The organism is Romboutsia sp. 1001285H_161024_C4, assembly GCF_015550185.1.
GTDB lineage: Bacteria > Bacillota > Clostridia > Peptostreptococcales > Peptostreptococcaceae > Romboutsia_C > Romboutsia_C hominis.
This window is the reverse complement of sequence record NZ_JADNAJ010000005.1, coordinates 103,904-127,114: the sequence shown is the minus strand read 5'-3', so window position 1 is coordinate 127,114 and position 23,211 is coordinate 103,904. Positions and strand designations below refer to the sequence as shown.

The window sequence follows — 23,211 nt, the reverse complement described above, 5'->3', positions numbered from 1 at the left end:
AAGGGTTTATATAGATTAATATATAAGCTCTTTTTTATTTAAAATAAAGTTATACATTTAAATTTAGGTAAGTAGCTTGTATATAAACAATAGTAATATTTTATTTTAAGTTAATGATAAATAATATTAATTTAAAATTGATATCTAATGATATAATATAAAGGGAAGTATTAAAATGTAAAAATCATATATGAACTAGGAGACATTTTATGAGGAGAAAGAGTGATATAAAAATAATAGATTTTATATTAATACAAGTAATATCATTTTTAATAGTACTAACCTTTAATTATAAGTATATAGGTATTCTTATGAATCTATCTATATATGATGATAGAAATAAGGTATTTATTATTTGTACTCAGGTAATATCTATAATAATTTTATTATTATATTTAGGGATATCAATAGATGATATAAAAAAATCTTACATAGATTTCAAAGAAAAATTAGACATAAAAGAAATAATAGGACGATATATAAACTCCATTATGTTAAGCTTAGGAGTTACATTGCTATTAATATCTATAGCTATGTTAACTTATAAACCATATGAAAATAGCTTATTAACATCATCAGGTGATCCAATATATACAGGAAATATTATTATAATGATAGTAAGTGTAGCAATAATAGGACCAATATTAGAAGAAATAATATTTAGGAAAGTATTATTTATCAGTATATCTAAAAAATATAATTATAAAATTGGTATATTAATATCATCTATTTTATTCGGAATAGGTCATAGCATAGATAAATCTATACTTGCAAGTTTGTTTGGAGGGGTGCTTTGTATATTATATATAAAATATGAAAATATCTTAATTCCAATTTTTTTACATATTATAAATAACTCAATGTCTATAGTTTTAAAGTTACCACAAGAATCTAAGATAAATAAAAATATAGATATGACTACATCAACAATACATATGTACTTGATTTTAGGATTGGTCATAACGACACTTTCTGTATACTACTACATAAGATTTATAAATCTAAATAAAAAATATATTAAATAATAATAGTGCTAATATATATGAAGATTATAAAATATCTTTAGAAAAAGACTATATAAAAAGGAGATTATCTAATGTAGAAAAAGGGAATAAATAACGTATATATTTTATAAGGAGTGATAAGTTTGATAAAAAAGGCAACTTTTGCAGGTGGATGTTTTTGGTGTATGGTAAAACCTTTTGATAAATATGATGGAGTACTTAAAGTTGTATCAGGATATACTGGAGGACACACGAAAAATCCTACATATGAAGAAGTTTGTAGTGATAAAACAGGCCACATAGAGGCTATAGAAGTTACTTATGATGATGAAGTAATAAGTTATGATGAACTTTTAGATATATATTGGAAACAAATAGACCCAACAGATAGTTATGGTCAATTTAATGATAGAGGAGAAAAATATAAAACTGTAATATTTTATCATGATAAAGAGCAAAAAGAGATTGCTACTAGATCAAAGAAAAAACTAGAAAATAGTAAGGTATTTGATTCTGAAATAGTTACAGAGATAAGAGAAGCTACTAAATTTTACGAAGCGGAAGACTATCATCAAGATTATTATAAGAAAAATCCAAATCATTACTATATGTATTATGTAGGATCAGGTAGATATAAGTTTATAAAGGAAAATTGGGATAAAAATAATTTTAATAGAGAAGAACTAAAAAAGAAACTAACTCCAATTCAATTTGAAGTAACACAAAATGATAAGACTGAACCTGCATTTAAAAATAAGTATTTTGATAATAAAGAAGAAGGTATATATGTAGATATAGTAAGTGATGAAGTTTTATTTTCATCAAAAGATAAATTTGATTCAGGATGTGGATGGCCAAGTTTTACAAAGCCAGTAAATAAAAATTCTATAATGGAAAAAAGTGATTTTTCTCATGGTATGTTCAAAACAGAAGTTAGAAGTAGCAAGGCCAATTCTCACTTAGGTCATGTATTTGATGATGGCCCTAAAGAAAAAGGTGGTCTTAGATACTGCATAAATTCAGCATCCTTAAACTTTATACCTAAAGAGAAAATGAAAGAAGAAGGATATGAAGACTATTTAAGCTTGTTTGAATAAGAGTCTTAGGTAATAAGGATTTTAAATTACAACAAAATTAAATATTAACTAAACTTTTTATAAACAAGAAATTTTATAAAGACATAAGACTAATATAAAAAATACCCTAGTAAGCTAGGGTATTTTTTACCATTTTTTAGACCAATCGCAGTAATGGTATTCATCTTTCCATATAAAATCAGTTGTTATTTTAAAATTACCATAATATTCAAATGAATTATAATAGATGTTAACAACGCTAAATTTAGTAGATAAATCCTTATCAATTATTACATTATACCCATCTACTTTAAATATATTATCATTTTCTTTTGCCTCATCCAGAGCCAAGTCAAATATAGGTCCATGTCATGCAATTTCTTTTAAATAAAGTCTTATATTTTTTAAATCAACATTATACTCTATAAATAAATTATCTAACGCATTTTTTGCTAAATCGGTTATATTTATAATCATAAGCCCTCCTAAAATTAATTTATTATGAATTATTATATCTTAGTTAATATAATATTATTGTTTTTATCGTCATATTTTATAGTATAATGACTTAATATTATAAGTATTTGATGTAAACCTACACTAGAAATTATACCCATAGAATTTAAGAATGAAACGTTTCCTATTTCAGATATTATTGGTGCAAAACCTATAAATCCTAAAAATGCCGAATCATCTATATTATTTTCTAGGGTATATTTGCATCTGTTTCGTTGTGCATGCGTTATATTAATATTGTTAAGCAACTTTAAAGAATTTACAATTTTAAAATTACTAACTACAATTTTATTTTCGCTATCGTTAAGGGCTATATCTAGATCTTTTTTTGATGAAACTATTTTCATAAAGCACAATCCTTTCTAAAAGTTTATAATTATTATATAATGTTGTATAAGTGATATACAATAAATTTACAAAATATATGGCAAGGAGTAAAGGGTATGATAAAATTAATCGGTTCAGATATGGATGGGACACTACTTGACTCAAATAAATGTGTTGATAAAGAATTTTATGAAGTTTTAGAACAACTTAATTCTAATAACATACTATTTGCAGCAGTAAGTGGTAGGGAAATACAGTCTTTAACTAATATATTTAAGAAAGAAATAATAGATAATATAATACTTGCACCTAACAATGGAAATTTAGTTGTCTATAAGGGCGAAGTTTTATATGAAAATTATATAGATAAGAAAAAATTAAAAAGTATATCAAACATTATAAGAAAATATGCTAATCATAATACTATATTTTGTGGAAAAGAAAAAACATATAGTGAAAGTTTAAAGGTTAAGATAGCTTGTAAAGCATGGAATACAGATGTTGAGGTTGTAGAAGATATAACCAAGATAAATGATAGTATAATGAAGGTTAGTGTTTTTGCAGATGAAAATATAATAAAAGACGTGTTAACAAATATTAAAGATTATAAGAAAGATTTAAGTATATCTATGTCTGGGCCTAATAGTCTAGATATATGTGAATCTAATGGAAATAAAAAGCAAGCTATAAAAGTAATACAAAAAAAATTTAATATATCATATGAAGAAACTATGGTATTTGGAGATCATATGAATGATTTAGAGATGATGGAATCGGCTTACTATAGTTTTGCAATGGGAAACGCAGAGGATAAAATAAAAGAAAAAGCAAGGTTTGTAACAAAAACCAATGATGAAAATGGAGTTATAGAAGCTATAAAAGAATTAGCTATAGGAAATGAAGCTTTTGCTTAATATTTAAATTTAAAGGTCATTCTAAAAAATATTTAGAATGACTTTTTTTATTAAAAATAGTAAATATATTTTAAGTTAAATAAAATCGAACTTACTTTTTAAATGGAAAATAAACGTTAGTATATATAACGAATTTTATTGTCTAGAATGGCTAAAATGTGGTATAATTAATCAAAACTAATACAAATTGGGGAGGAAATATGTTTACACTTACAGACATTGTTCAACCGACAACAATAGAAGAAGCATATGCCATATTAATGAAAAGAAAAAATAATCAGATAATAGGTGGAAGTGCTTTTTTAAGGATGGGTAAAAAAAGAATAGGCACAGGAATAGAGTTATCTAATTTAAATCTAGATTATATAAAAGAAGATGAAGATTATGTTGAAATAGGTGCTATGACAACATTTAGAGAATTAGAAACTAGTGATATAATAAAAAATAACTTTGGTGATATTTTAAACCACAGTGTAAGAGATATAATAGGAGTTCAATTTAGAAGTGTTGTAACTGTAGGTGCTACAGTATTTTCTAAGTATGGATTTTCTGATTTAATAATAGCTCTACTTTGTTTAGATACTGAAATAGAGACTTTTAGTAAAGGAAGAATGACTTTAGATAAATTTTTAGATAAAGGTTATGAAAAAGATTTATTAACTAAGATATACATAAAAAAGAATAATAAAAAAGCATCATATAAATCTTTAAGAAATGCTAAAAGTGACTATCCAATAGTAAATGTAGCAGTATCAAAATTAGATAATACATTTAAAATATGTATAGGAGCTAGACCTCAAGTTGCAAAAGAAGCAAAAAATGCAAGTGAGTTTTTATCGAACAATAATATAACTGATGAAAATATAGATAAGGCTGTACAAATAGCAGTTGATGAATTATCTTTTGGAACTAATATGAAAGCATCTAAAGAATATAGATATGCTATGGCTAGGGTACTTATAAAAAGAGCTATAATGGAGGTTATATAATGTTAGTAGAACTTAAAGTAAATGGTAAAAAAAGAAAAGTTGACATAGAATGTGAAGAGTATTTAGTAGACACTTTAAGAAAATTAGGGAACTTAAGTGTAAAAAGAGGCTGTGATACAGGATGCTGTGGCTTATGTTCTATATGGATAGATAAAAAGCCAGTACTATCTTGTGCAACTTTAACAGTTAGAGCTATAAATAAAGAGATAACAACAATAGAAGGATTAGAAAAGGAAGCTAGTGACTTTGCTAAGATATTAGTTAGTGAAGGTTCTGAACAATGTGGATTTTGTTCACCAGGATTTATAATGACAGTAATAGCAATGAAAGAAGAATTAAACAATCCTACAGAAGCGGATATAATACACTACTTAACTGGAAATCTATGTAGATGTACAGGGTATATGGGACAGCTAAGAGCAGTTAAAACTTATCTGGGGGTAAATTAAATGAAGATAATAGGTAAAAGTATAGGTAAAATAGACGGAATGGCAATAGCTACAGGAAAACCAGTATATACAGACGATTTAGCATCAAAAGATGCTTTAGTTGTAAAAATACTAAGAAGCCCGTATGCATATGCGAAAATAAAAAATATAGACACTAAAAGAGCTTTATTAGTAGATGGAGTGGAATGTGTACTTACATATAAAGATGTACCAGATACTAGGTTTACACTAGCAGGTCAATCTTACCCAGAGCCATCGCCATATGATAGATTAATACTTGAAGATACTGTTAGATATGTAGGAGATGAAGTTGCAATAGTTGCTGCTAAGGATGAAAAAACAGCAGTTAAAGCTATGAATATGATAAAAGTAGAATATGAAGTACTAGAACCAGTACTTGATTTTGAAAAGGCAACTGAAACTAATATATTAGTTCATGATGAAGAGAGACATTGCAACTTTGATATAGGTATGATTAGAGAGAAAAATATAGTATCAACTCATAATTATACTAAAGGAGATGTAGAAAAAACTTTAAATGAATGTGACGTAGTTATAGAAGAAACATATTATACTCAATCACAACTTCATTCTATGATGGAAACTTATAGATCTTATAATTACCTAGATCATATGGGAAGATTGGTAGTAGTAAGTTCTACACAAATACCATTTCATGTTAGGCGACATCTATCGAGAGCTTTAAACATACCATCTAGTAAGATAAGAGTTATAAAACCAAGAATAGGTGGTGGTTTTGGAGGTAAGCAAACTGCTTGTGTTGAAATATTTAGTGCAATAGTTACACTTAAAACTGGAAAACCAGCCAAAATACTTTATGACAGAAAAGAAACTCAAAATTGTTCAACTAGTAGACATGCTATGAAATTAAATGTTAAAATAGGTGCCACTAAAGATGGAATAATAAAAGTTATAGATATAGATGCATTATCTGATACTGGTGCTTATGGAGAACATGCATCAACTACATTTGGATTAGTAGGTGAAAAAACTATGCCAATGTACAATAAATTAGAAGCATCTAGATTTAAAGGGCATGTAGTATATACTAATAAAATGCCAGCAGGAGCATTTAGAGGATATGGTGCTACTCAAGGATGTTTTGCAGTAGAGTCTACTATAAATAAATTAGCAAAAGAGATAAATATGGACCCAACTGAACTTAGGCTTAAAAATATAGTAAATGAAGGAGAAATTTCATTTGCATATGATAAGACTTTAAATTCAGTAGATCTAAAAGAGTGTATAGAAAAAGGGAAAAATCTTATAAAATGGAATGAAAAATACCCATCTAAAGACTTAGGAAATGGAAAAGTTAGAAGTGTTGGTATGGCACTTACTATGCAAGGTTCTGGAATTGCAGGGATAGATACAGCAAGTGCTGAAATAAGATTAAACGATGACGGAAATTATACATTACTAGTAGGCTCAACGGATATGGGTACGGGAAGTGACACTATACTTTCTCAAATGGCTTGTGAAATACTTGAAACTACCATGGATAAAATAACTGTAATAGCAGCAGATACAGATGTAGTTCCATATGATCCAGGTTCATATGCATCATCTACAACATATGTAACAGGTATGGCAGTAGTAAAAGCTGCTAATGAACTTAGAAATAAAATAATGAGTTTAGGAGCAACTAGACTTGGTGTAGATAAAGAAGATGTAGAGTTTGATGGGGAAAAAGTATTTACAGAAAATAAGTCTATATTAGTATTTGATATAGCTGTTGACTGTACCGTAGGGCCTGAAAAAAATCAATTAGTGGGATGTGCATCTCATGGTAGCCCTGTTTCACCTCCTCCATTTATAGCAGGATTTGTAGAAACTGAAATAGATAAAGAAACCGGTAAAGTTGATGTAATAGATTATGTAGCAGTAGTAGACTGTGGAACTGTTATAAATAAAAATCTTGCTAAAGTTCAAGTTGAAGGTGGAATAGTACAAGGTATAGGACTTGGATTATTTGAAGAAATAAGATATACGGATAAAGGTAAAATGGATACTAATACATTTATGCAATATAAAATACCAGCTAGATGCGATGTAGGTAATATAATAGTTGATTTTGTAGAAACTCATGAACCAACAGGTCCATTTGGAGCTAAGTCTGTTGGAGAGGTTGTTGTAAATACTCCAGCACCGGCTATACAAGATGCTATATACAATGGTGTAGGTGTTAGAATAAATGATTTACCAATGACTCCAGAAAAAATATTTATGGCTATGAATAAATAATTGTAAATATGAATAAATATTATAAAAAGGTATGAAATACAACTTGTATTTCATACCTTTTATAATATTTAAAAGTTATTTACTTAAATAAAAATGAAAAATATGTAATTTATAAAATGCTATCATTAAATAATAAGTGCCTAAAATTATATTATTTTGTAAAGTAAGCAATACCTATACTTCCAGGTCCAACATGAACACCTACAATAGGCCCTATAGATTGTATTTTAACAGGAATATTTAACTTAGCTTCTAAAGCTTTAGCAAGCTCTAATCCATCTTCCTCACAGTTTATATGATGGACTATAACATCTCCAAGTCCGTTTTTTTCGATATCTTCAAACACGGTATTAGCAATAGTATTAATTGCTTTTTTTCTAGTTCTAACTTTAGTATATACTCCAGTTATACCATCTCTAACAGTAAGAATTGGTTTTATTTGAAGTAAAGTACCTAAAAGGGCAGAAGCTGAACCTATTCTACCGCCTTTTTTTAAATACTCCAGTGTTTCTGGTGTAAATAAGAAATTGCTTTTATCAAGTGTATGATTTACTATATCAACTATTTCGTCTTTTGATTTTCCTTCTAAAGATGCTTTAGCACCTTCAATAGCTGCAAATCCCATTTGCATACAAGTAGTCTTAGAGTCGATTATTGTAATATCGGCATCTGGATAATTTTCAATTGTCATATTCTTTATTAAGTTAGCATTTGAAAAAGTTCCGCTTAGTTTAGAAGATAAGAATATTCCTACAATAGAATCTCCATTTTTTACTATTTTCTCAAATGTATCTAACATTTCTTCGGGAAATGGTTGAGATGATTTAGGGATTTCCTCACATTTTTCCATATCATCATAAAAGACTTTGTTATCTACATCTAGCTCACGTATACTGTTATTATCCATAACTACATTTAATGAGACGATAGATATGTCATATTTTTGTATATACTCATTAGGTATATAAGAAGTACTATCGGTAACTATTTTTACAGCCATATATATATATCTCTCCTTTTTTATATGAACAATATTATAATAAATATATTATAACTTGGTAATAGAATATTAAATAATTACTCTATAATAGAATTATATACTAAATTGGCAACTAAGTAAAATATATAGTTTTTGAGTTTAATTATGTAAAATAATATTAATTTGATTTCGAATATAATTTGAAGTATAATCAATAAAGTAGAGGAATAATTACAAGTATTAGGAGTTTTAATTATGTCTAAAGTATTTGAAAAAATATATGAAGTAACGTATAGAGATACGAATATAAGAGGCGAATGTAATTTTTCGTCATATATGGATTTTATGTCAGATGCAGCATTTAGCCAGGATATTAGCTTAGGAGCATCATTTACTGATTTTAAAGAAAGTGATTATACTTGGGTTATATTTAATTATGATATAAAAGTACATGGTAAAGCTAATTATAAAGAAAAGCTTAAAATTGTAACATATGTAAAAGCATTTAGAAAGTTTTATGCACTTAGAAACTTTAAAATATATAATGAAAAAGAAGAATTAATATTAAGTGGAGACACTTTAGCATTTTATATAGATATAAAAAAAGCTAAGCCTTGCAGTATACCAAGTAGCTATTATGAGAGATATGAAGTAAAAGAGGATAGAAGTGTTAAGATAAATAAGTTAAAAATGAGAAGACCATCTAGAATAGATATATCTAAGAATTTTGATATAAGATACTCTGATATAGATATAAATATACATGTAGGTAATTCTCATTATATAATGTGGATAATAGATTCAATGCCTTTTGAAGTACTTAAAAACTATAGAATAAGTGAACTTTTAGTAGCTTATGAAAAGCAGCTTAAATATAATAATGAAGTAGTGGTAGAAAGTCAGATAGAATATGAAGACGATTATATAATAGCAATACATCAAATAGTTGATGAAAATAAAAATGAAATATCCCTTCTTGAAAGTAAATGGGTAAAAATAGTCTAAGTTTTATACAAACTTAGACTATTTTTATATATGAAATTAGAATCCTTTAGTAGTTGCTAGTATTTTATTTAAATATATGAAAATAATAGATATATAAATATTGATGATAATAGCTAGTTACATAAAATTTAAAATTTAAAAAAAATACTAAAGACGAGGTGATTTTATGATAAGAGAGAGAAGGGTTAAAGAACCTATAGTTTCAATAACTAAGGCAATGACAGAATCTAAATCATTAGAAAAAGCTTTAGATTTATTGCCAATAGATAAAATTATAAAAAAAGGAGACGTAGTAGTTATAAATCCTAACTGGGTAAAAGATAGCAAACCAAAAGATGCAGGAATTGTAGGTCCTAAAACTTTAAAAACACTTATACAGTATATAAAAGAAAAAGAACCTAGCAAAATATATATAGCAACAGGATCTGGAAGTAAAAAGACTACAGAGGTTATGAAAAATGTAGGGTATGACAAAATAATAGAAGAAGAAAAAATAGAATTTGTTGATATGAATTATGGTCCATATATAGATTTAAAGCTAAAGCATGACATAATAAAATCAACTCCTATAAATGAAATAGTAAATAAAGCAGATGTAATAATATCATTTACTCAGTTAAAGCATCATGAAGAAGCAACAATAACAAGTGCGATAAAAAATATAGCAATGGGATGGCCGCCAGCAGAAATCCATGGGTATCCAAAAAAAAATACAGGGATTCATAAGGACTTGCATGGATTCATAAGAGCTATGGCAAATGAAATACCTATAGACTTAAGTATAATAAGCTGTGATAAAGCTATGGTAGGTACAGGACCTCATAATGGAATGGCAGTAGATACACCAGGACTTATTATAGCATCAACAGATCCACTAGCAGCAGATTGCATAGGAGCAAGACTTCTAGGCTTTTTACCACAAGCAGTATGTTATCTCTATGGATTAGATAAAGATAACATAGGAGAATCTGACCCTAAGAATATGGAAATAAAAGGATTAAGCTTAGAAGAAGCAGAAAAGATATTTAGCAAGTGTGCATATGGTGATAGTGAAGTAAGGGTTGATAAAGAAAAGCTTAAAGATATACATGGTAGATAGATATATAAATTGGTAATGTTTTATAAGAATTTTAAATTATAGAAGTGAAATAATATATATAGAAATAAAACCAAAGGATGTGGCAACATGACTAACCAAAAAAAACATAGCACTAGAAGAATGCAAGATTATGAAAATGAAAAAATAGAAATAGCACATGAATTAGGTATAAATGGAGCTAATGAAACTGAAGTAAATGCTAAGATGGCATCAGAAAATGAAGCTATCTATAGCAGCAAAACTAGAACTAAAAATAGTAATTTAAATAATGATCAAAAAACAGCAAGAGAAAAAAATTACTATAGAGAGTAATGTTAAATAAAAAGGCTATAATGCATAAATTATAGCCTTTTTATTTTTTGTCACTATATTTTTTTATGTATTTTTTCTTAATTTTTTTTACTTTTTTTCTTGAGGTATTTCTTAAAAATACTTCATTAATTTCATCAACTTCTGCTTCATCATTTAAATTTTCTAATTCTTTATTGACTTCTCTACATACTATTCTACTTTCAGAGACTAAAGATAACTGTTCTCCTAAAACTATAAAAAATGTACCAAGAAGTGCTAATTCTTCATCGTTTTCTATTTCTTGACCTATGATTGCTGCCAATATAGTAACTAGTATAAGATTTTGATTAGAAAATGAATTACAATTATTGACTAGTAAATTACAGTTATTAAGACCTTTATTTCTAGGCATAAAACCTCCAATTATACATATTAATATTTATGATATGCATCTTGATAAAAATTGTTACACAAAATTTATATATAAATAAATTTTTGTAAAATATAAATTATGTATAGAAAAAATCAATATATGTAGTTATTGGTATATAAAATTACAATATATATATTTATAAGAATTTTGCACTGTTTATGCTAAAATATTTAAGAATGACTTTAAAAATTTAAATATTATTATGAATTATATTATAAATGGTCATAATGTCATAAAAAATATATAAATAGGACATAGTAGGTGATAAAAATAGATAATAAATTAAAAAATATATCAGTAAAAATAGGTGTATCGTTATTAGTAATAGGTATATATTTATTTATACCGCAGATAAATAAAGGTATAAATCAGATGATATTTTATTTAAGTATGCTAAACATAGATGCTATAAAAGAATATATATTATCTTTTGGTATATTAGCACCTATAATATCTTTTTTACTTATGATACTTCAATCAGTGGCAGCACCACTTCCAGCATTTTTAATAACTTTTGCTAATGCGGCTTTATTTGGGTGGGTAAAAGGAGCAATGCTTTCATGGACTAGTTCAATGGTAGGAGCAGCATTATGCTTTTATATAGCAAGATTTTTAGGTAGAGATGTAGTTATAAAGCTTACAAGCAAATATGCATTAGATAACATAGATAACTTCTTTGACAAGTACGGAAAACATACAATATTAATAGCTAGATTACTACCATTTATATCTTTTGACCTTGTTAGCTACGCAGCAGGTCTTACTTCAATGAAGTTTAGTTCATTTTTTATAGCAACAGGCATAGGACAGCTTCCTGCAACTATAATATATTCTTATGTTGGAGATATGTTAACAGGTTCCTTAAAATTTGTAGTAACAGGCCTTATGATATTATTTGCATTAAGTATACTTGGATATATGCTTAAAAAGATTTACAATGAAAAAAATAGTAATTTAAATAAATCTTTAAAAGAAAAATAATGTGGATTGGCTAAGCCAATCCATATTGTTTTGTAAATTATATAAAAAATTATTTTAAAATAAGTTTAAGGAAGGTGATAAAATGAGTAAACTACCATATAAAATACATCAAATTAGCAGCAATAATAAATTATTTAGAAAAACTTTTATAGATGAAGATGCTGATGTATTATTTATGCCAGGGTGTAGTTTGAGTGGGTATGATGAAAAAATTATACTAAATATATATAATTATTTAAGAGGTCATATAAAAAATATAGGAATAACTTTTTCTTGTTGTTATAAACCAAGTATAATGATAAAAGATTATAAATCATTTGAAAAATACTATAAAAATTTAGATGAAACTCTAAATACTAACAATGTTAAAAAGGTTATAACGTCATGTCCTAATTGTTATAAAAGTTTAAGTGAAAATAGTAAAAATATAGAAGTATATTTTTTATTAGATGTCATAAGAGAATTTGGATTAGATAATAGGTTAATTGGATATTATAGTGATCTAAATATAGAATTTGCAATACATGATTCTTGTGCAATAAGAGGCGTTGAATCTATATATATAAGTGCAAGAGATATACTTAAAAGCTTAGGAATTAAATACAGTGAATTTGAAAAAAATAGAAGTAGTTCTATGTGTTGTGGAGCTATATTTACAGACAATGAAAATAAGAAAAAACAACTTGAAAAAAGATGTTCTCAAACAAAAAGTGATTATACTATATGTTACTGTGAAACATGTGTTAAGTTTATGATAAATGGAGGGAAAAATTCAATTCATATATTAGACTTAATTTTTAATGAAGAATATTTAAACAAAGATAAGTTTACACAATATAATAAATCTAGTATAAATTCATGGATAAATAGATATAAACTAAATAATAGGAGAAAATATGAATAATAAGTTAAAAAAAATACTAGTCACAATAGGGATATTAGCTTTTGTAGTAATTACAAATAAATATATAGGTAATAATGTTGATATATATACAATAAAAGAATATGTAAAAACATTTGGTGTATTAGCTCCATTTATATATATAGTGATGTTTTCATTAGTACCTCTAACATTTTTTCCAGATTCAGTACTTGCAATATCAGCAGGTCTAATATTTGGATTTAGTAAGGGGTATATATATACAACAATAGGAGCTTTAATAGGTGCAAGTATAGCATTTTTTATAGCTAGGTATTTAGGAAAAGAAATAATTAAAAGAAAGTCAAGCGATAAGTTAGAAAAAATAGAAAGATTAATAGAAAAAAATGGATTTTATATAATATTTCTATTAAGGTTAATACCACTATTTCCATTTGATGTAATAAGCTATGGAGCAGGTATTACAAATGTAAAATATAAGGATTTTATACTAGCTACACTATTTGGAACTATTCCTGGTATAGCAGTATTTACAAATATAGGGGCTACTTCTTTAAATATAAAAAGTACTAGCTTTTATATTTCAATAGCTCTTTTAGTATTATTATTTACTGTATCAATATTTTTAAAAAATAAATTTCTAAAAGATAAATTAGAAGAAAAACATTAAATAGAAGGGAAATAATATGTTAGACACACATGCTAGAAAATATGTAAATCCATTTATAGAATTTGGAGCAAATATATTTATAAAAAGAAAAATTAGCGCAAACACTGTAACTACACTAGCTCTTATACTGGGGGTATTATCAGCAGTATTATTATATTTAGATAAAAATATACTAGCTGTAATGCTACTTTGGATATCTGGATACTTAGATGCAGTAGATGGAAGTATAGCTAGAAAAACAGACTCATCATCTAGTTTTGGAACAGTGTTAGATGTTACGTTTGATAGGATAGTAGAAATAGGTATAATATTTGTAAGTGCACTAAAATTTGAAGAGATAAGATTAAATATTATTGTATTATTAGCTTGTATATTAATATCAATGGTAATATTTTTAACAGTTGGTGCAGTTAGTGAAAAAAGCGGAATAAAATCATTTTATTATCAAGCAGGAGTAGCTGAAAGAAGTGAAGGATTTATAATGTTATCTCTTATGATGATTTTTGAAAGTTATTTAGGTATAGTAGTTAATATATTTTCGTTTATAGTTATAATAACAGCACTTCAAAGAATGATTGAAGCTAAAAACATATTAAAGTAATATTAAAATATTTGAAATAAAAAAATATATATTATATAATATCGTAAGTAACCTTAAAAAGACAGTTCGAAAGCCTCCTGTCTATAAAAAAAACTACGGTTAAAATAGGCATTTAATTAACTGCCATTAAAACTGTAGAATTTCTACGGTTTTTATTTTTTCCAAGTAGATTAGGCTATAAATAATAAGCACTTAGGAGAAAAAAGATGAGAAACAACACTAAAAAGATAGTTAAAACTGGAGTAGTAGCAGGTGTTTATGCAGCAGTTACTTTAGCTTTTGGTTTTATAAGTTATGGAACAATACAATTTAGAATAGCTGAGGTTATGACACTACTACCACTTATAAGTAAGGAATACATATTAGCTTTGACAATAGGATGTTTTTTAGCTAATGTAATAGGTCCTTATGGTGTTCCTGATATTATATTTGGAACTTTGGCAACATTTATAAGTGTATACTTAGTTTACCTAACAGGTAAAACAATGAAAGGAAAAAAAGGTTATGTACTAATCGCATCATTATGGCCAACAATAGTAAATGCTATAATAATAGGTATTATGCTAAATAAATTATTTGGTGTGCCTCTTATACTTTCAATGCTACAAGTAGGTTTTGGACAATTTGTAGTAATAACTATAATTGGTGTTCCATTATTTAAGATATTAGAAAATAAATATCTTAAACTATTAAAGTAATCTGATTAAGGAGATATTATGAATATAGAAGAAAAATTAGAAAAAGCTAAAATAATAGGTATAGGAAATGATGGAATAAATACATTAAATTCTATTAAATTTAAATTAGAAAATAATATGGATATAGAAGAAATATCTATAAATCAAGATGTAGATAAGGATTATGTTAGAGAATTATTAGATGGAGTAGACTTATTATTTTTAACTTATAATAGTGAAGATAAAAAGGCATTACAGATAGTCAATGCAATAGGATATATGGCAGATGAAAGAAGAATATTAAGTATAGGAATAGATTCTTCTAATAAAGAAAATAAAGACGAAGTAAATATAAATAGAGAATTTAAAGTAGATGAAGCTTCAATGGATAAATTTATAAATTTAGTAAATATGTTAGTTGAATCTATATCATATCAATGCATGATAAACTTAGACTTAACAGATTTAAAAGAAACTTTATGTACAGATGGTGGAATAAAATATTCTTATAAAGAGTTTGGTAAAGACATATCTAAAGAAGACATGGTAAGAAATTTACTAGAAAATGTAAGTGGATCACATAATGAACTTTTAAATAAAAAGCAAATAATATTTATTGAAATGGGATCTAATTATTGCAAAGAAGATGAAATGATATTTGTTGTAAATGATATATTAACTATTATAAAAGAAAAAAGCGAAAATTCTTGTGATAGCATTTTCTCATTGTATGTAAAAGAACAAACAAAAGATAAAATAAAAATAGGATTAGTATGTAATTAATCTGTATAAATCCATAGAATAATGTTATAATTATTCTATGGATTCTTTATTTTACATTAAAAAAATATTAAATAAAAGTTTATAAATATATAAAGTTAGGGTAGATATGAATTTAAAAGAAGCATTAAACTTAAGAGAACAAGAGATTATAACAGTAATAGGAGCTGGAGGAAAAACCTCACTTATAAATAAGTTGGCATCTAGCATTAATAGCAAAAAAATACTTATAAGCACAACAACAAAAATATATGTACCGCCAAAAGAATTATATGACAATATGTACATATTAGATAGTGCAAAATATAAAAAATGTGAAAAAGAAAGAGTCGTTATTGTTGGATCATATATAAATTTAGATAATAAGATAATAGGGCTAGATTTTTATGATTTAGATAAGATCAAAGGTGATTTTGATGTTCTTTTAATAGAAGGTGATGGTTCTAAGAGAAAAAAGCTTAAAGGATGGAATATAAACGAGCCGGTAGTATATCCTAAAACCACGAAAGTTATAGGGGTATTAGATATAACTTCTTATGATATGTGTATAAACGATAAAAATATACATAGACTTAAAGAATTTGAAAAATTAACAAACACTAAAAATAAAGTAACTATAGAAAATATGGTTGATATAGTAATAAATAAAAATGGTATGTTTAAAAATATCAATTGTGAAAAAATATTATTAATTAATAAAGTAGAAACAAAAAAGCATTTAGATATAGCAAAAAATCTTATTAACAGTATTAATAAACATGAACATAATATAAAAATAATATATGGAAGTATATTAAATGATTTATTTTATTGTGTATAGAATATAAGATTTATTTTAATATCATAAATAATTAGTGTTTTATATTTGTATAAAAATAAACTTTTTAATAAATTAATAAGGATATAAAAAATGATAACAGCGATTATAATGGCATCAGGGCTATCAAAAAGAATGGGAGAAAATAAGCTCTTACTAAAATACAAAGATAAAACTATAATAGAATATGTATTTGATGAAATATCAAAAGTTGAATTTAAAGAAGTTATAGTTGTTAGTTCATATGATGAAATAAAGGATATTTCAAAAAAATACAACTATAAATATATAGAAAATAAAAAAAATTATATAGGTCAAAGTGAATCTATAAGATTAGGTATAAATAATAGCAAGCAATCCTTTGGATATATGTTTTTTGTAGGAGATCAACCTTTAATTGATAGCAAATATATAAATAAAATGATAGAAGAATTTAATGAAAATAAAGATTTTATAATAATTCCAAGATATAAAGATAGAAAAGGAAATCCTGTAATATTTCCAGAGTATAAAAGAGAGGAATTATTAAGTTTAAAAGAAGATGAAAAAGGTAAAAAAGTTATAACTAATTCATGTAAAATAAAATATGTAGATGTCAGTGAGTATATGTTATTTGATATTGACACAAAAAAAGACTATATACAATTAGGGGGAATATATGAAAAAGATTAAAACAGTAGATGCTATAGGACATATACTTTGTCATGATATAACAAAGATAATTCCAGGTGAGTTTAAAGGGGTTGCTTTTAAAAAAGGTCATATAGTAAAAAAAGAAGATATAGAAGTTTTACTATCATTAGGTAAAGATCATCTATATGTTTGGGAAAAAAATGAAGATATGGTTCATGAAAATGATGGAGCTATATTCTTAAAAGATTTAACAGCAGGAGAAAATTTAGATTTTAGTGATATAAAAGAAGGTAAAATAGATTTTATATCAAATAAATATGGACTTTTAAAAATAGACGTAGATACATTATTAGAACTTAATATGATAGATGATATAATGTTATCTACCCTACATAATAATTTTATAGTAAATAAAGGAACTAAAGTAGCAGGAACAAGAGTGATTCCTTTACTAATAGATAAAAATAAGCTAACCGAAGCAAAAAATATAGTAGGTAATAAAAAAATCGTAAATGTAGTAGAGTTTAAACCTAAGAAGGTTGGTATAGTTACAACTGGAAATGAAGTATTTTATAAAAGAATAGTAGATAAATTTGGACCTGTTATAAAAGAAAAGGTTGAAAAGTTTGGGTGTGAAGTTATAGGTCAAGCTATATGTAAAGATGATACTATTATGATAAAAAATGCTATAGAAGATTTTATAAATCAAGGTGCAGAACTTATATGTTGCACAGGTGGTATGAGTGTAGATCCAGATGATGTAACACCTACTGCTATAAAAGAAAGTGGAGCAAGTATAATAACCTATGGTTCACCAATACTTCCTGGGGCAATGTTTTTATTAGCATATAAAGGTGATATACCTATAATGGGGATACCAGGATGTGCAATGTATAATAAAACAACAGTATTTGATGTTATTTTACCAAGAGTACTAGTAGATGAAAAATTAACTAAAAAAGATATAGCAATGTATGGGCATGGTGGACTTTGTATGAATTGCGATATTTGCACATATCCAGCCTGTAATTTTGCTAAGGTGTAGTACTCATCAGTTGACTAAATTAAATATTTATTATATTATAAAAATGTTATGTAATTTACGAAAATTAAAGAAAGAAAGAAAGGAATACACATTAATGTTACAAGTTACAAATGTTGGACTTAGATTTGGTGATAAAGAGTTATTCAAAGATGTTAACTTAAAATTCACTAAAGGAAATTGTTACGGGATAATAGGAGCTAATGGTGCAGGAAAATCAACTTTCCTTAAAATATTAGCTGGTGATATAGAGCCAAACACAGGAAGTGTTTCAATAACTGAAAAAGAAAGAATGTCAGTACTTAGACAGGACCACTTCAAATATGAAGAAGATACAGTTTTAGATGTAGTTATAATGGGACACGAAAGACTATATTCTATAATGAAAGAAAAAGATGCATTATACATGAAGCCTGATTTCACTGAAGAAGATGGTATAAAAGCTGCTGAACTTGAAGGTGAATTTGCCGAACTTGATGGATGGGATGCAGAGACTAATGCAGAGAGACTTTTAATGGGTCTTGGTATACCTAAAGAGGTACATTATAAGCAAATGAAAGAATTAACAGGTGGAGAAAAGGTTAAAGTATTACTTGCTCAAGCATTATTTGGTAAGCCTGAGATACTAATAATGGACGAACCTACAAACCACTTAGACTTCCAATCTATAAACTGGTTAAATGAGTTTATAATGGGACTTGAAGATTCTATCGTTATAGTTGTATCACATGATAGACACTTCTTAAATCAAATATGTACAAATATAGTTGACGTTGATTTTGGTAAGATACAAATGTATGTTGGTAACTACGATTTCTGGTATGAGTCAAGCCAATTAGCATTACAACTTGCTAAGGATCAAAATAAAAAGGCTGAAGAAAAAATAGCTCAACTTAAAGAGTTCATCGCAAGATTCAGTTCAAATGCTTCTAAAGCAAAGCAAGCAACATCTAGAAAAAAACAATTAGAAAAAATACAAGTTGAAGAAATACAACCATCAAGAAGAAGATATCCATATGTAGGATTTACACCTGAGAGAGAAATAGGAAATGAGGTTTTAGAAGTTGAAGGATTAACTAAAACTGTAGATGGTGTTAAAGTACTTGATAATGTATCATTTAGACTTGATAAAGATGATAAAGTAGCATTTATGGGTGACGAAATAGCTATAACTACATTATTCAATATAATAATGGGTGAAGATACTGCTGATAGTGGAACATTTAAGTGGGGAGTTACAACTTCTCAAAGTTACTTACCTAAAAATCACAATCAATACTTTGATGGTGTAGAATACTCATTAGTTGATTGGTTAAGACAATATTCTGAAGAAAAGAGTGAAAGTTTTATAAGAGGATTCTTAGGTAGAATGTTATTTAGTGGAGAAGAAGCTCTAAAGCAAGCTCAAGTTTTATCAGGAGGAGAAAAAGTTAGATGTATGTTATCAAAACTTATGTTAAGTAACGCTAACGTATTAGTTTTAGATGACCCAACTAACCACTTAGACCTTGAAAGTATAACTTCTGTAAACAAAGGTTTAGAAAAGTTCCCAGGAGTATTAATATTTAATTCTCATGACCACGAAATGATACAAACTCTAGCAAATAGAATAATAGAAATAACTCCAGGTGGTGTTATGGATAGAAAAACTACGCTAGATGAATACTTAGAAAATAAAGACATACAAGCTCAATTAAAAACTATGTATGGTAAATAAATTAATACCCTCTAAGCACAGAGTATTTTATACTTTGTGCAAGGAGGTATTTTTAATATCCAAAAAGGAGAAATATATGAAAAAAGTAGATATAACTAATAAAGCCATAATGCTTTTAACCGCACTAAGTGTTATATACGCTATATTAGAAGGAAATATACTGTTTTTATCACCGATAGTCACAATAGCTATTCCATATAGACTAGCTAGATATAAAGAAGATTATAACTATGACAAAAATAAAAATAAGTTAACTACACTATTTTTATTTAATATAGCATCTTTTATTTTAGTAGCAATAATTAGTGATAGTATGACACAAGAATTACTAGATAATGTAATAAATATTTTTGTTGCATTTATGTACTTTAAGATAATGTTTATATTAGAGAGAAAAAGTGAGCAAAATAATAATCCTAGGGCTGTATATGAGAAATTACAAAAGACTGTATATGTACTTGAAGCTATGAGTACTAAAATGGAAGATGAAATAAGAAATGCAAAAAGTGAAAAAACTAAAAAGAATATACAGCTTAAAAAAGAAAAAATAGAAATACAATTAGTAGCATATAAAAGTCAATTAGAAATATTAAAAATGAAAATAGATTCAGAGAAAAATAATTAAAAGTAGACTAAAATTAGTCTACTTTTAATTATTTAACACTATTTCTTATTAAAGCATCTATTACTTTATCTAAATTTAAATTATCAGTATCTATATCCTCAATTTCAACGATATAGTCTTCAAGTTCTACCTCAACATAAGAACTATGATTACCATTATCTTTTATATAATCAACAATTTTATAATCTTGTATCTCATCTTTGAAATATTCTTTTAATTCTTCATATTCATCATTACTTATTTTTGATTTATTGCACTTGCAGTTTGGACAAGACATGACGTACCTCCTCATTTTATGAAAATTAACTTTTATATTATAACCTTTATTATAAACTAAAAGTCAAAAATATAAAATAATATTGTATATATAAGTTAAATTGATTAAGTTTGGCATAAAAAATTTGATAAAAAATAAACTTTTAATAAAAGTATTGACTTGATACAGTATATTGTATACAATATCCTAAGTAGAAAACATAAAGGGGGAGTTAAAAATGGCAATGATAAATAAATTAGCAAAAACATTAAAAGGAATAAGCAACTACTTATTAGTAAGTGAAAGAATAAATAGTCAAAAATGCTTAGCTAAAGATTTAGATACAACAAAAACTATAATAGATAATAAGTAGAAATTAATATATAAATGTAAATGTTTAAAGTACTACCATATGGTAGTACTTTTTTATTAATAAATATAAATGCAAATTATCGCAAAGAAAAAATAAATATTTACATAAAAATAAATTTAATATATTATAGAATAATAAAAAATATTCTTTAAATTTATAATTTTAAGTTTAAAAGACACAGATAATAATTACATAGGGGATGATTTGTATGCAAAATACTACAACTAAAAGGAAAGTCAGGTCGGTAAATCTAGAGACATTTGTATTTTTAGCTATCTTATTAGGCGGATTTACCTATGTAGCAAGTATCATGGGAGCAGGTATAATGTTTAAAGTCATAATGAACACTGCTCACGATTTATTATTAAATACTGTATTTTTAATAATGGCAATGGCTGTTTTAGCAGGGGCACTAAGTGCATTATTATCAGAATTTGGAGTAATATCACTACTTAATAAAATATTTGCTATTTTTATGAAGCCTTTATATGGACTTCCAGGAGCTAGTATAGCAGGAGCTGTAACTACTTATTTATCTGATAATCCAGCAATCATATCATTTAGCAAGGATAAATCTTTTACTAGGTATTTTAAAAAGTACCAAGTACCAGCACTTTGTAATTTGGGTACATCTTTTGGAATGGGTCTTATAGTTACAACATTTATGATATCTCAGGGTGAAAAATATGTACTTCCGGCGTTAGTAGGAAATATAGGTGCCATAATAGGTAGTATAATTAGTGTTAGAATAATGTTGCACTTTACAAAAAAATACTATAAAGATGAGATAGATAATACTAGTTTAGAAATAGAAAATTCTAAGATAGAAGAGTATAGAGAAATAAGAGATGGAAATATATTCCAAAGAGTCCTAGATGCAATACTTGAAGGTGGAAAATCAGGTGTAGAATTAGGATTAGCTATAATACCAGGTGTTTTAATAGTATGTACATTAGTAATGTTACTTACATTTGGCCCAAGTATAGATCCAAATACCGGTAAAGAAGTATATACAGGGGCAGCATATGAAGGTATAGCTCTTTTACCTGTAATAGGAAAGAAGCTAAACTTTATATTAGAACCATTGTTTGGATTTACATCAGCACAAGCTATAGCATTTCCTATAACATCATTAGGTGCAGTTGGTGCAGCTATGAGTTTAGTACCACAGTTTATCAAAGATAATGTTATAACTCCTAATGATATAGCCGTATTTACGGCCATGGGAATGTGTTGGAGTGGATACTTAAGTACTCATGTAGGTATGATGGATGCATTAAATGCAAGAGGACTAACTAGTAAAGCAATAATTTCACATACGATAGGTGGAATATGTGCAGGTGTATCTTCTCATTTTATATTTATGCTAATTTCATAAAATTTATAGAAAATAGACTTAGATGATATCTAAGTCTATTTTTATTTGTATTAGGATATTTAAAATTATATTGATTAGTAATCCTGCACCATAAAAATTTTATATTTTAGATTACTTCTTTCCAGGCTTTATAGGTCTAGATGTATTTTGACTAACAGAACCAGTTTTGCTAGGTCTTAATCTTGGTGATATATTAAGTTCTTCAGCTATTTCTAGACTTGAACTTGCAACATTTTTACTTTGTTGAGGGGCTTTACAAGCTTTTTTTCTAGTCATATAGTCCTCCTTAAATAATTTATTAAACAATAATAATTTAACCTAAAAATATAATTACTATTCTAATCAATAAAATGTAGCTTTAGAAATTAGAGTGAATTATTAAATGGAAAAAGGAGAAAAATATATATAGAATGATGTTTAACCAAAGGAGGAAT

Annotated in this window: 28 protein-coding genes; 22 read left to right on the top strand and 6 right to left on the bottom strand. The window is 26.4% G+C overall.

Annotation, left to right across the window (positions count from 1 at the left end; translation table 11 throughout):
* Positions 1–209: 209 nt before the first annotated feature.
* Complete coding sequence (locus tag I1959_RS10145; protein WP_092925344.1) at positions 210–1,025, top strand: CPBP family intramembrane glutamic endopeptidase; 816 nt, start codon at positions 210–212, stop codon at positions 1,023–1,025.
* Positions 1,026–1,147: 122 nt separating this feature from the next.
* The gene (gene msrA / locus I1959_RS10140; protein ID WP_195238194.1) at positions 1,148–2,101 is read left to right on the top strand and encodes a peptide-methionine (S)-S-oxide reductase MsrA; all 954 of its coding nucleotides are present in this window, start codon (positions 1,148–1,150) and stop codon (positions 2,099–2,101) included.
* 126 nt (positions 2,102–2,227) lie between these two features.
* Here msrA and I1959_RS10135 read toward each other — a convergent pair whose 3' ends face one another.
* Complete coding sequence (locus I1959_RS10135; protein WP_092925346.1) at positions 2,228–2,431, bottom strand: hypothetical protein; 204 nt, start codon at positions 2,429–2,431, stop codon at positions 2,228–2,230.
* Positions 2,432–2,589: 158 nt separating this feature from the next.
* Positions 2,590–2,943, bottom strand: a complete 354-nt coding sequence (locus I1959_RS10130) for a hypothetical protein (protein ID WP_166505583.1) — start codon at positions 2,941–2,943, stop codon at positions 2,590–2,592.
* A gap of 96 nt (positions 2,944–3,039) precedes the next feature.
* Here I1959_RS10130 and I1959_RS10125 point away from each other — a divergent pair, with 96 nt between their 5' ends.
* The 4 genes from I1959_RS10125 to I1959_RS10110 all read left to right on the top strand — a co-directional run bounded on the left by I1959_RS10125 (position 3,040) and on the right by I1959_RS10110 (position 7,540).
* Positions 3,040–3,837, top strand: coding sequence for an HAD family hydrolase (locus tag I1959_RS10125; RefSeq protein WP_092925350.1), 798 nt, complete (start codon positions 3,040–3,042; stop codon positions 3,835–3,837).
* A gap of 200 nt (positions 3,838–4,037) precedes the next feature.
* Entirely contained in the window at positions 4,038–4,826 is a 789-nt protein-coding gene (locus tag I1959_RS10120) for an FAD binding domain-containing protein (RefSeq protein ID WP_092925352.1), read from the top strand.
* Positions 4,826–5,275: a (2Fe-2S)-binding protein gene (locus tag I1959_RS10115; RefSeq protein WP_195238192.1), complete on the top strand. Its 450-nt coding sequence runs from the start codon at positions 4,826–4,828 to the stop codon at positions 5,273–5,275. Before I1959_RS10120 ends, I1959_RS10115 begins: the two co-directional genes overlap by 1 nt.
* The gene (locus tag I1959_RS10110; RefSeq protein ID WP_195238190.1) at positions 5,276–7,540 is read left to right on the top strand and encodes a xanthine dehydrogenase family protein molybdopterin-binding subunit; all 2,265 of its coding nucleotides are present in this window, start codon (positions 5,276–5,278) and stop codon (positions 7,538–7,540) included.
* A 151-nt stretch (positions 7,541–7,691) separates the two neighbouring features.
* Here the strand turns inward: I1959_RS10110 and I1959_RS10105 are convergent, their stop codons facing one another.
* Positions 7,692–8,540, bottom strand: a complete 849-nt coding sequence (locus tag I1959_RS10105; protein ID WP_166505580.1) for a DegV family protein — start codon at positions 8,538–8,540, stop codon at positions 7,692–7,694.
* A 234-nt stretch (positions 8,541–8,774) separates the two neighbouring features.
* Between I1959_RS10105 and I1959_RS10100 the strand changes: the two genes are divergently transcribed.
* The 3 genes from I1959_RS10100 to I1959_RS10090 all read left to right on the top strand — a co-directional run bounded on the left by I1959_RS10100 (position 8,775) and on the right by I1959_RS10090 (position 10,935).
* Complete coding sequence (locus I1959_RS10100) at positions 8,775–9,524, top strand: acyl-[acyl-carrier-protein] thioesterase (RefSeq protein ID WP_092925360.1); 750 nt, start codon at positions 8,775–8,777, stop codon at positions 9,522–9,524.
* Positions 9,525–9,690: 166 nt separating this feature from the next.
* Positions 9,691–10,623, top strand: a complete 933-nt coding sequence (locus I1959_RS10095; protein WP_092925362.1) for a DUF362 domain-containing protein — start codon at positions 9,691–9,693, stop codon at positions 10,621–10,623.
* Positions 10,624–10,710: 87 nt separating this feature from the next.
* On the top strand, positions 10,711–10,935 hold the full coding sequence (locus tag I1959_RS10090; protein ID WP_092925364.1) for a hypothetical protein: 225 nt from the start codon (positions 10,711–10,713) through the stop codon (positions 10,933–10,935).
* A gap of 40 nt (positions 10,936–10,975) precedes the next feature.
* Here the strand turns inward: I1959_RS10090 and I1959_RS10085 are convergent, their stop codons facing one another.
* The gene (locus I1959_RS10085) at positions 10,976–11,326 is read right to left on the bottom strand and encodes a hypothetical protein (protein WP_092925366.1); all 351 of its coding nucleotides are present in this window, start codon (positions 11,324–11,326) and stop codon (positions 10,976–10,978) included.
* Positions 11,327–11,608: 282 nt separating this feature from the next.
* Here I1959_RS10085 and I1959_RS10080 point away from each other — a divergent pair, with 282 nt between their 5' ends.
* The 11 genes from I1959_RS10080 to I1959_RS10030 all read left to right on the top strand — a co-directional run bounded on the left by I1959_RS10080 (position 11,609) and on the right by I1959_RS10030 (position 20,770).
* Positions 11,609–12,328 (top strand): TVP38/TMEM64 family protein, encoded by a 720-nt coding sequence (locus tag I1959_RS10080; protein ID WP_330405509.1) that lies wholly within the window; start codon positions 11,609–11,611, stop codon positions 12,326–12,328.
* A gap of 82 nt (positions 12,329–12,410) precedes the next feature.
* Positions 12,411–13,232 carry a (Fe-S)-binding protein gene (locus tag I1959_RS10075; protein ID WP_166505577.1) on the top strand — a complete coding sequence of 274 codons (822 nt, stop codon included), beginning with the start codon at positions 12,411–12,413 and terminating at the stop codon, positions 13,230–13,232.
* Complete coding sequence (locus tag I1959_RS10070) at positions 13,225–13,878, top strand: TVP38/TMEM64 family protein (RefSeq protein WP_195238188.1); 654 nt, start codon at positions 13,225–13,227, stop codon at positions 13,876–13,878. Before I1959_RS10075 ends, I1959_RS10070 begins: the two co-directional genes overlap by 8 nt.
* Positions 13,879–13,894: 16 nt before the next feature.
* The gene (locus tag I1959_RS10065) at positions 13,895–14,479 is read left to right on the top strand and encodes a CDP-alcohol phosphatidyltransferase family protein (RefSeq protein ID WP_092925370.1); all 585 of its coding nucleotides are present in this window, start codon (positions 13,895–13,897) and stop codon (positions 14,477–14,479) included.
* Between the two features lie 206 nt (positions 14,480–14,685).
* The gene (locus I1959_RS10060; protein ID WP_092925372.1) at positions 14,686–15,177 is read left to right on the top strand and encodes a QueT transporter family protein; all 492 of its coding nucleotides are present in this window, start codon (positions 14,686–14,688) and stop codon (positions 15,175–15,177) included.
* An 18-nt stretch (positions 15,178–15,195) separates the two neighbouring features.
* Positions 15,196–15,939 carry a cell division protein gene (locus I1959_RS10055; RefSeq protein ID WP_207733574.1) on the top strand — a complete coding sequence of 248 codons (744 nt, stop codon included), beginning with the start codon at positions 15,196–15,198 and terminating at the stop codon, positions 15,937–15,939.
* A gap of 106 nt (positions 15,940–16,045) precedes the next feature.
* The gene (gene yqeC, locus I1959_RS10050; RefSeq protein ID WP_092925374.1) at positions 16,046–16,756 is read left to right on the top strand and encodes a selenium cofactor biosynthesis protein YqeC; all 711 of its coding nucleotides are present in this window, start codon (positions 16,046–16,048) and stop codon (positions 16,754–16,756) included.
* A 90-nt stretch (positions 16,757–16,846) separates the two neighbouring features.
* Positions 16,847–17,425: a molybdenum cofactor cytidylyltransferase gene (gene mocA / locus I1959_RS10045; RefSeq protein ID WP_092925376.1), complete on the top strand. Its 579-nt coding sequence runs from the start codon at positions 16,847–16,849 to the stop codon at positions 17,423–17,425.
* On the top strand, positions 17,412–18,431 hold the full coding sequence (locus tag I1959_RS10040; RefSeq protein ID WP_092925378.1) for a molybdopterin-binding protein: 1,020 nt from the start codon (positions 17,412–17,414) through the stop codon (positions 18,429–18,431). The genes mocA and I1959_RS10040 overlap by 14 nt, the downstream gene beginning before the upstream one ends.
* Positions 18,432–18,525: 94 nt before the next feature.
* On the top strand, positions 18,526–20,145 hold the full coding sequence (locus tag I1959_RS10035) for an ABC-F family ATP-binding cassette domain-containing protein (RefSeq protein ID WP_166505574.1): 1,620 nt from the start codon (positions 18,526–18,528) through the stop codon (positions 20,143–20,145).
* 76 nt (positions 20,146–20,221) lie between these two features.
* Positions 20,222–20,770, top strand: coding sequence for a hypothetical protein (locus tag I1959_RS10030; RefSeq protein WP_195238187.1), 549 nt, complete (start codon positions 20,222–20,224; stop codon positions 20,768–20,770).
* A 28-nt stretch (positions 20,771–20,798) separates the two neighbouring features.
* Here the strand turns inward: I1959_RS10030 and I1959_RS10025 are convergent, their stop codons facing one another.
* Positions 20,799–21,047 (bottom strand): hypothetical protein, encoded by a 249-nt coding sequence (locus I1959_RS10025; RefSeq protein WP_092925384.1) that lies wholly within the window; start codon positions 21,045–21,047, stop codon positions 20,799–20,801.
* A gap of 217 nt (positions 21,048–21,264) precedes the next feature.
* Here I1959_RS10025 and I1959_RS15660 point away from each other — a divergent pair, with 217 nt between their 5' ends.
* Both I1959_RS15660 and I1959_RS10020 read left to right on the top strand, forming a co-directional pair.
* Complete coding sequence (locus tag I1959_RS15660; protein WP_271893476.1) at positions 21,265–21,399, top strand: hypothetical protein; 135 nt, start codon at positions 21,265–21,267, stop codon at positions 21,397–21,399.
* Positions 21,400–21,607: 208 nt separating this feature from the next.
* Complete coding sequence (locus tag I1959_RS10020) at positions 21,608–22,777, top strand: CD0519/CD1768 family membrane protein (protein WP_195238186.1); 1,170 nt, start codon at positions 21,608–21,610, stop codon at positions 22,775–22,777.
* A gap of 111 nt (positions 22,778–22,888) precedes the next feature.
* Here I1959_RS10020 and I1959_RS10015 read toward each other — a convergent pair whose 3' ends face one another.
* Positions 22,889–23,053, bottom strand: coding sequence for a hypothetical protein (locus I1959_RS10015; RefSeq protein WP_195238185.1), 165 nt, complete (start codon positions 23,051–23,053; stop codon positions 22,889–22,891).
* Positions 23,054–23,211 lie beyond the last annotated feature (158 nt).

Coding starts and splice junctions, on each gene's coding strand:
- I1959_RS10145 (WP_092925344.1), top strand. CDS start 210: ATGAGGAGAAAGAGTGATATAAAAATAATAGATTTTATATTAATACAA.
- I1959_RS10130 (WP_166505583.1), bottom strand. CDS start 2,943: ATGAAAATAGTTTCATCAAAAAAAGATCTAGATATAGCCCTTAACGAT.
- I1959_RS10125 (WP_092925350.1), top strand. CDS start 3,040: ATGATAAAATTAATCGGTTCAGATATGGATGGGACACTACTTGACTCA.
- I1959_RS10120 (WP_092925352.1), top strand. CDS start 4,038: ATGTTTACACTTACAGACATTGTTCAACCGACAACAATAGAAGAAGCA.
- I1959_RS10115 (WP_195238192.1), top strand. CDS start 4,826: ATGTTAGTAGAACTTAAAGTAAATGGTAAAAAAAGAAAAGTTGACATA.
- I1959_RS10110 (WP_195238190.1), top strand. CDS start 5,276: ATGAAGATAATAGGTAAAAGTATAGGTAAAATAGACGGAATGGCAATA.
- I1959_RS10105 (WP_166505580.1), bottom strand. CDS start 8,540: ATGGCTGTAAAAATAGTTACCGATAGTACTTCTTATATACCTAATGAG.
- I1959_RS10100 (WP_092925360.1), top strand. CDS start 8,775: ATGTCTAAAGTATTTGAAAAAATATATGAAGTAACGTATAGAGATACG.
- I1959_RS10095 (WP_092925362.1), top strand. CDS start 9,691: ATGATAAGAGAGAGAAGGGTTAAAGAACCTATAGTTTCAATAACTAAG.
- I1959_RS10090 (WP_092925364.1), top strand. CDS start 10,711: ATGACTAACCAAAAAAAACATAGCACTAGAAGAATGCAAGATTATGAA.
- I1959_RS10085 (WP_092925366.1), bottom strand. CDS start 11,326: ATGCCTAGAAATAAAGGTCTTAATAACTGTAATTTACTAGTCAATAAT.
- I1959_RS10075 (WP_166505577.1), top strand. CDS start 12,411: ATGAGTAAACTACCATATAAAATACATCAAATTAGCAGCAATAATAAA.
- I1959_RS10070 (WP_195238188.1), top strand. CDS start 13,225: ATGAATAATAAGTTAAAAAAAATACTAGTCACAATAGGGATATTAGCT.
- I1959_RS10065 (WP_092925370.1), top strand. CDS start 13,895: ATGTTAGACACACATGCTAGAAAATATGTAAATCCATTTATAGAATTT.
- I1959_RS10060 (WP_092925372.1), top strand. CDS start 14,686: ATGAGAAACAACACTAAAAAGATAGTTAAAACTGGAGTAGTAGCAGGT.
- I1959_RS10055 (WP_207733574.1), top strand. CDS start 15,196: ATGAATATAGAAGAAAAATTAGAAAAAGCTAAAATAATAGGTATAGGA.
- yqeC (WP_092925374.1), top strand. CDS start 16,046: ATGAATTTAAAAGAAGCATTAAACTTAAGAGAACAAGAGATTATAACA.
- mocA (WP_092925376.1), top strand. CDS start 16,847: ATGATAACAGCGATTATAATGGCATCAGGGCTATCAAAAAGAATGGGA.
- I1959_RS10040 (WP_092925378.1), top strand. CDS start 17,412: ATGAAAAAGATTAAAACAGTAGATGCTATAGGACATATACTTTGTCAT.
- I1959_RS10035 (WP_166505574.1), top strand. CDS start 18,526: ATGTTACAAGTTACAAATGTTGGACTTAGATTTGGTGATAAAGAGTTA.
- I1959_RS10030 (WP_195238187.1), top strand. CDS start 20,222: ATGAAAAAAGTAGATATAACTAATAAAGCCATAATGCTTTTAACCGCA.
- I1959_RS10025 (WP_092925384.1), bottom strand. CDS start 21,047: ATGTCTTGTCCAAACTGCAAGTGCAATAAATCAAAAATAAGTAATGAT.
- I1959_RS15660 (WP_271893476.1), top strand. CDS start 21,265: ATGGCAATGATAAATAAATTAGCAAAAACATTAAAAGGAATAAGCAAC.
- I1959_RS10020 (WP_195238186.1), top strand. CDS start 21,608: ATGCAAAATACTACAACTAAAAGGAAAGTCAGGTCGGTAAATCTAGAG.
- I1959_RS10015 (WP_195238185.1), bottom strand. CDS start 23,053: ATGACTAGAAAAAAAGCTTGTAAAGCCCCTCAACAAAGTAAAAATGTT.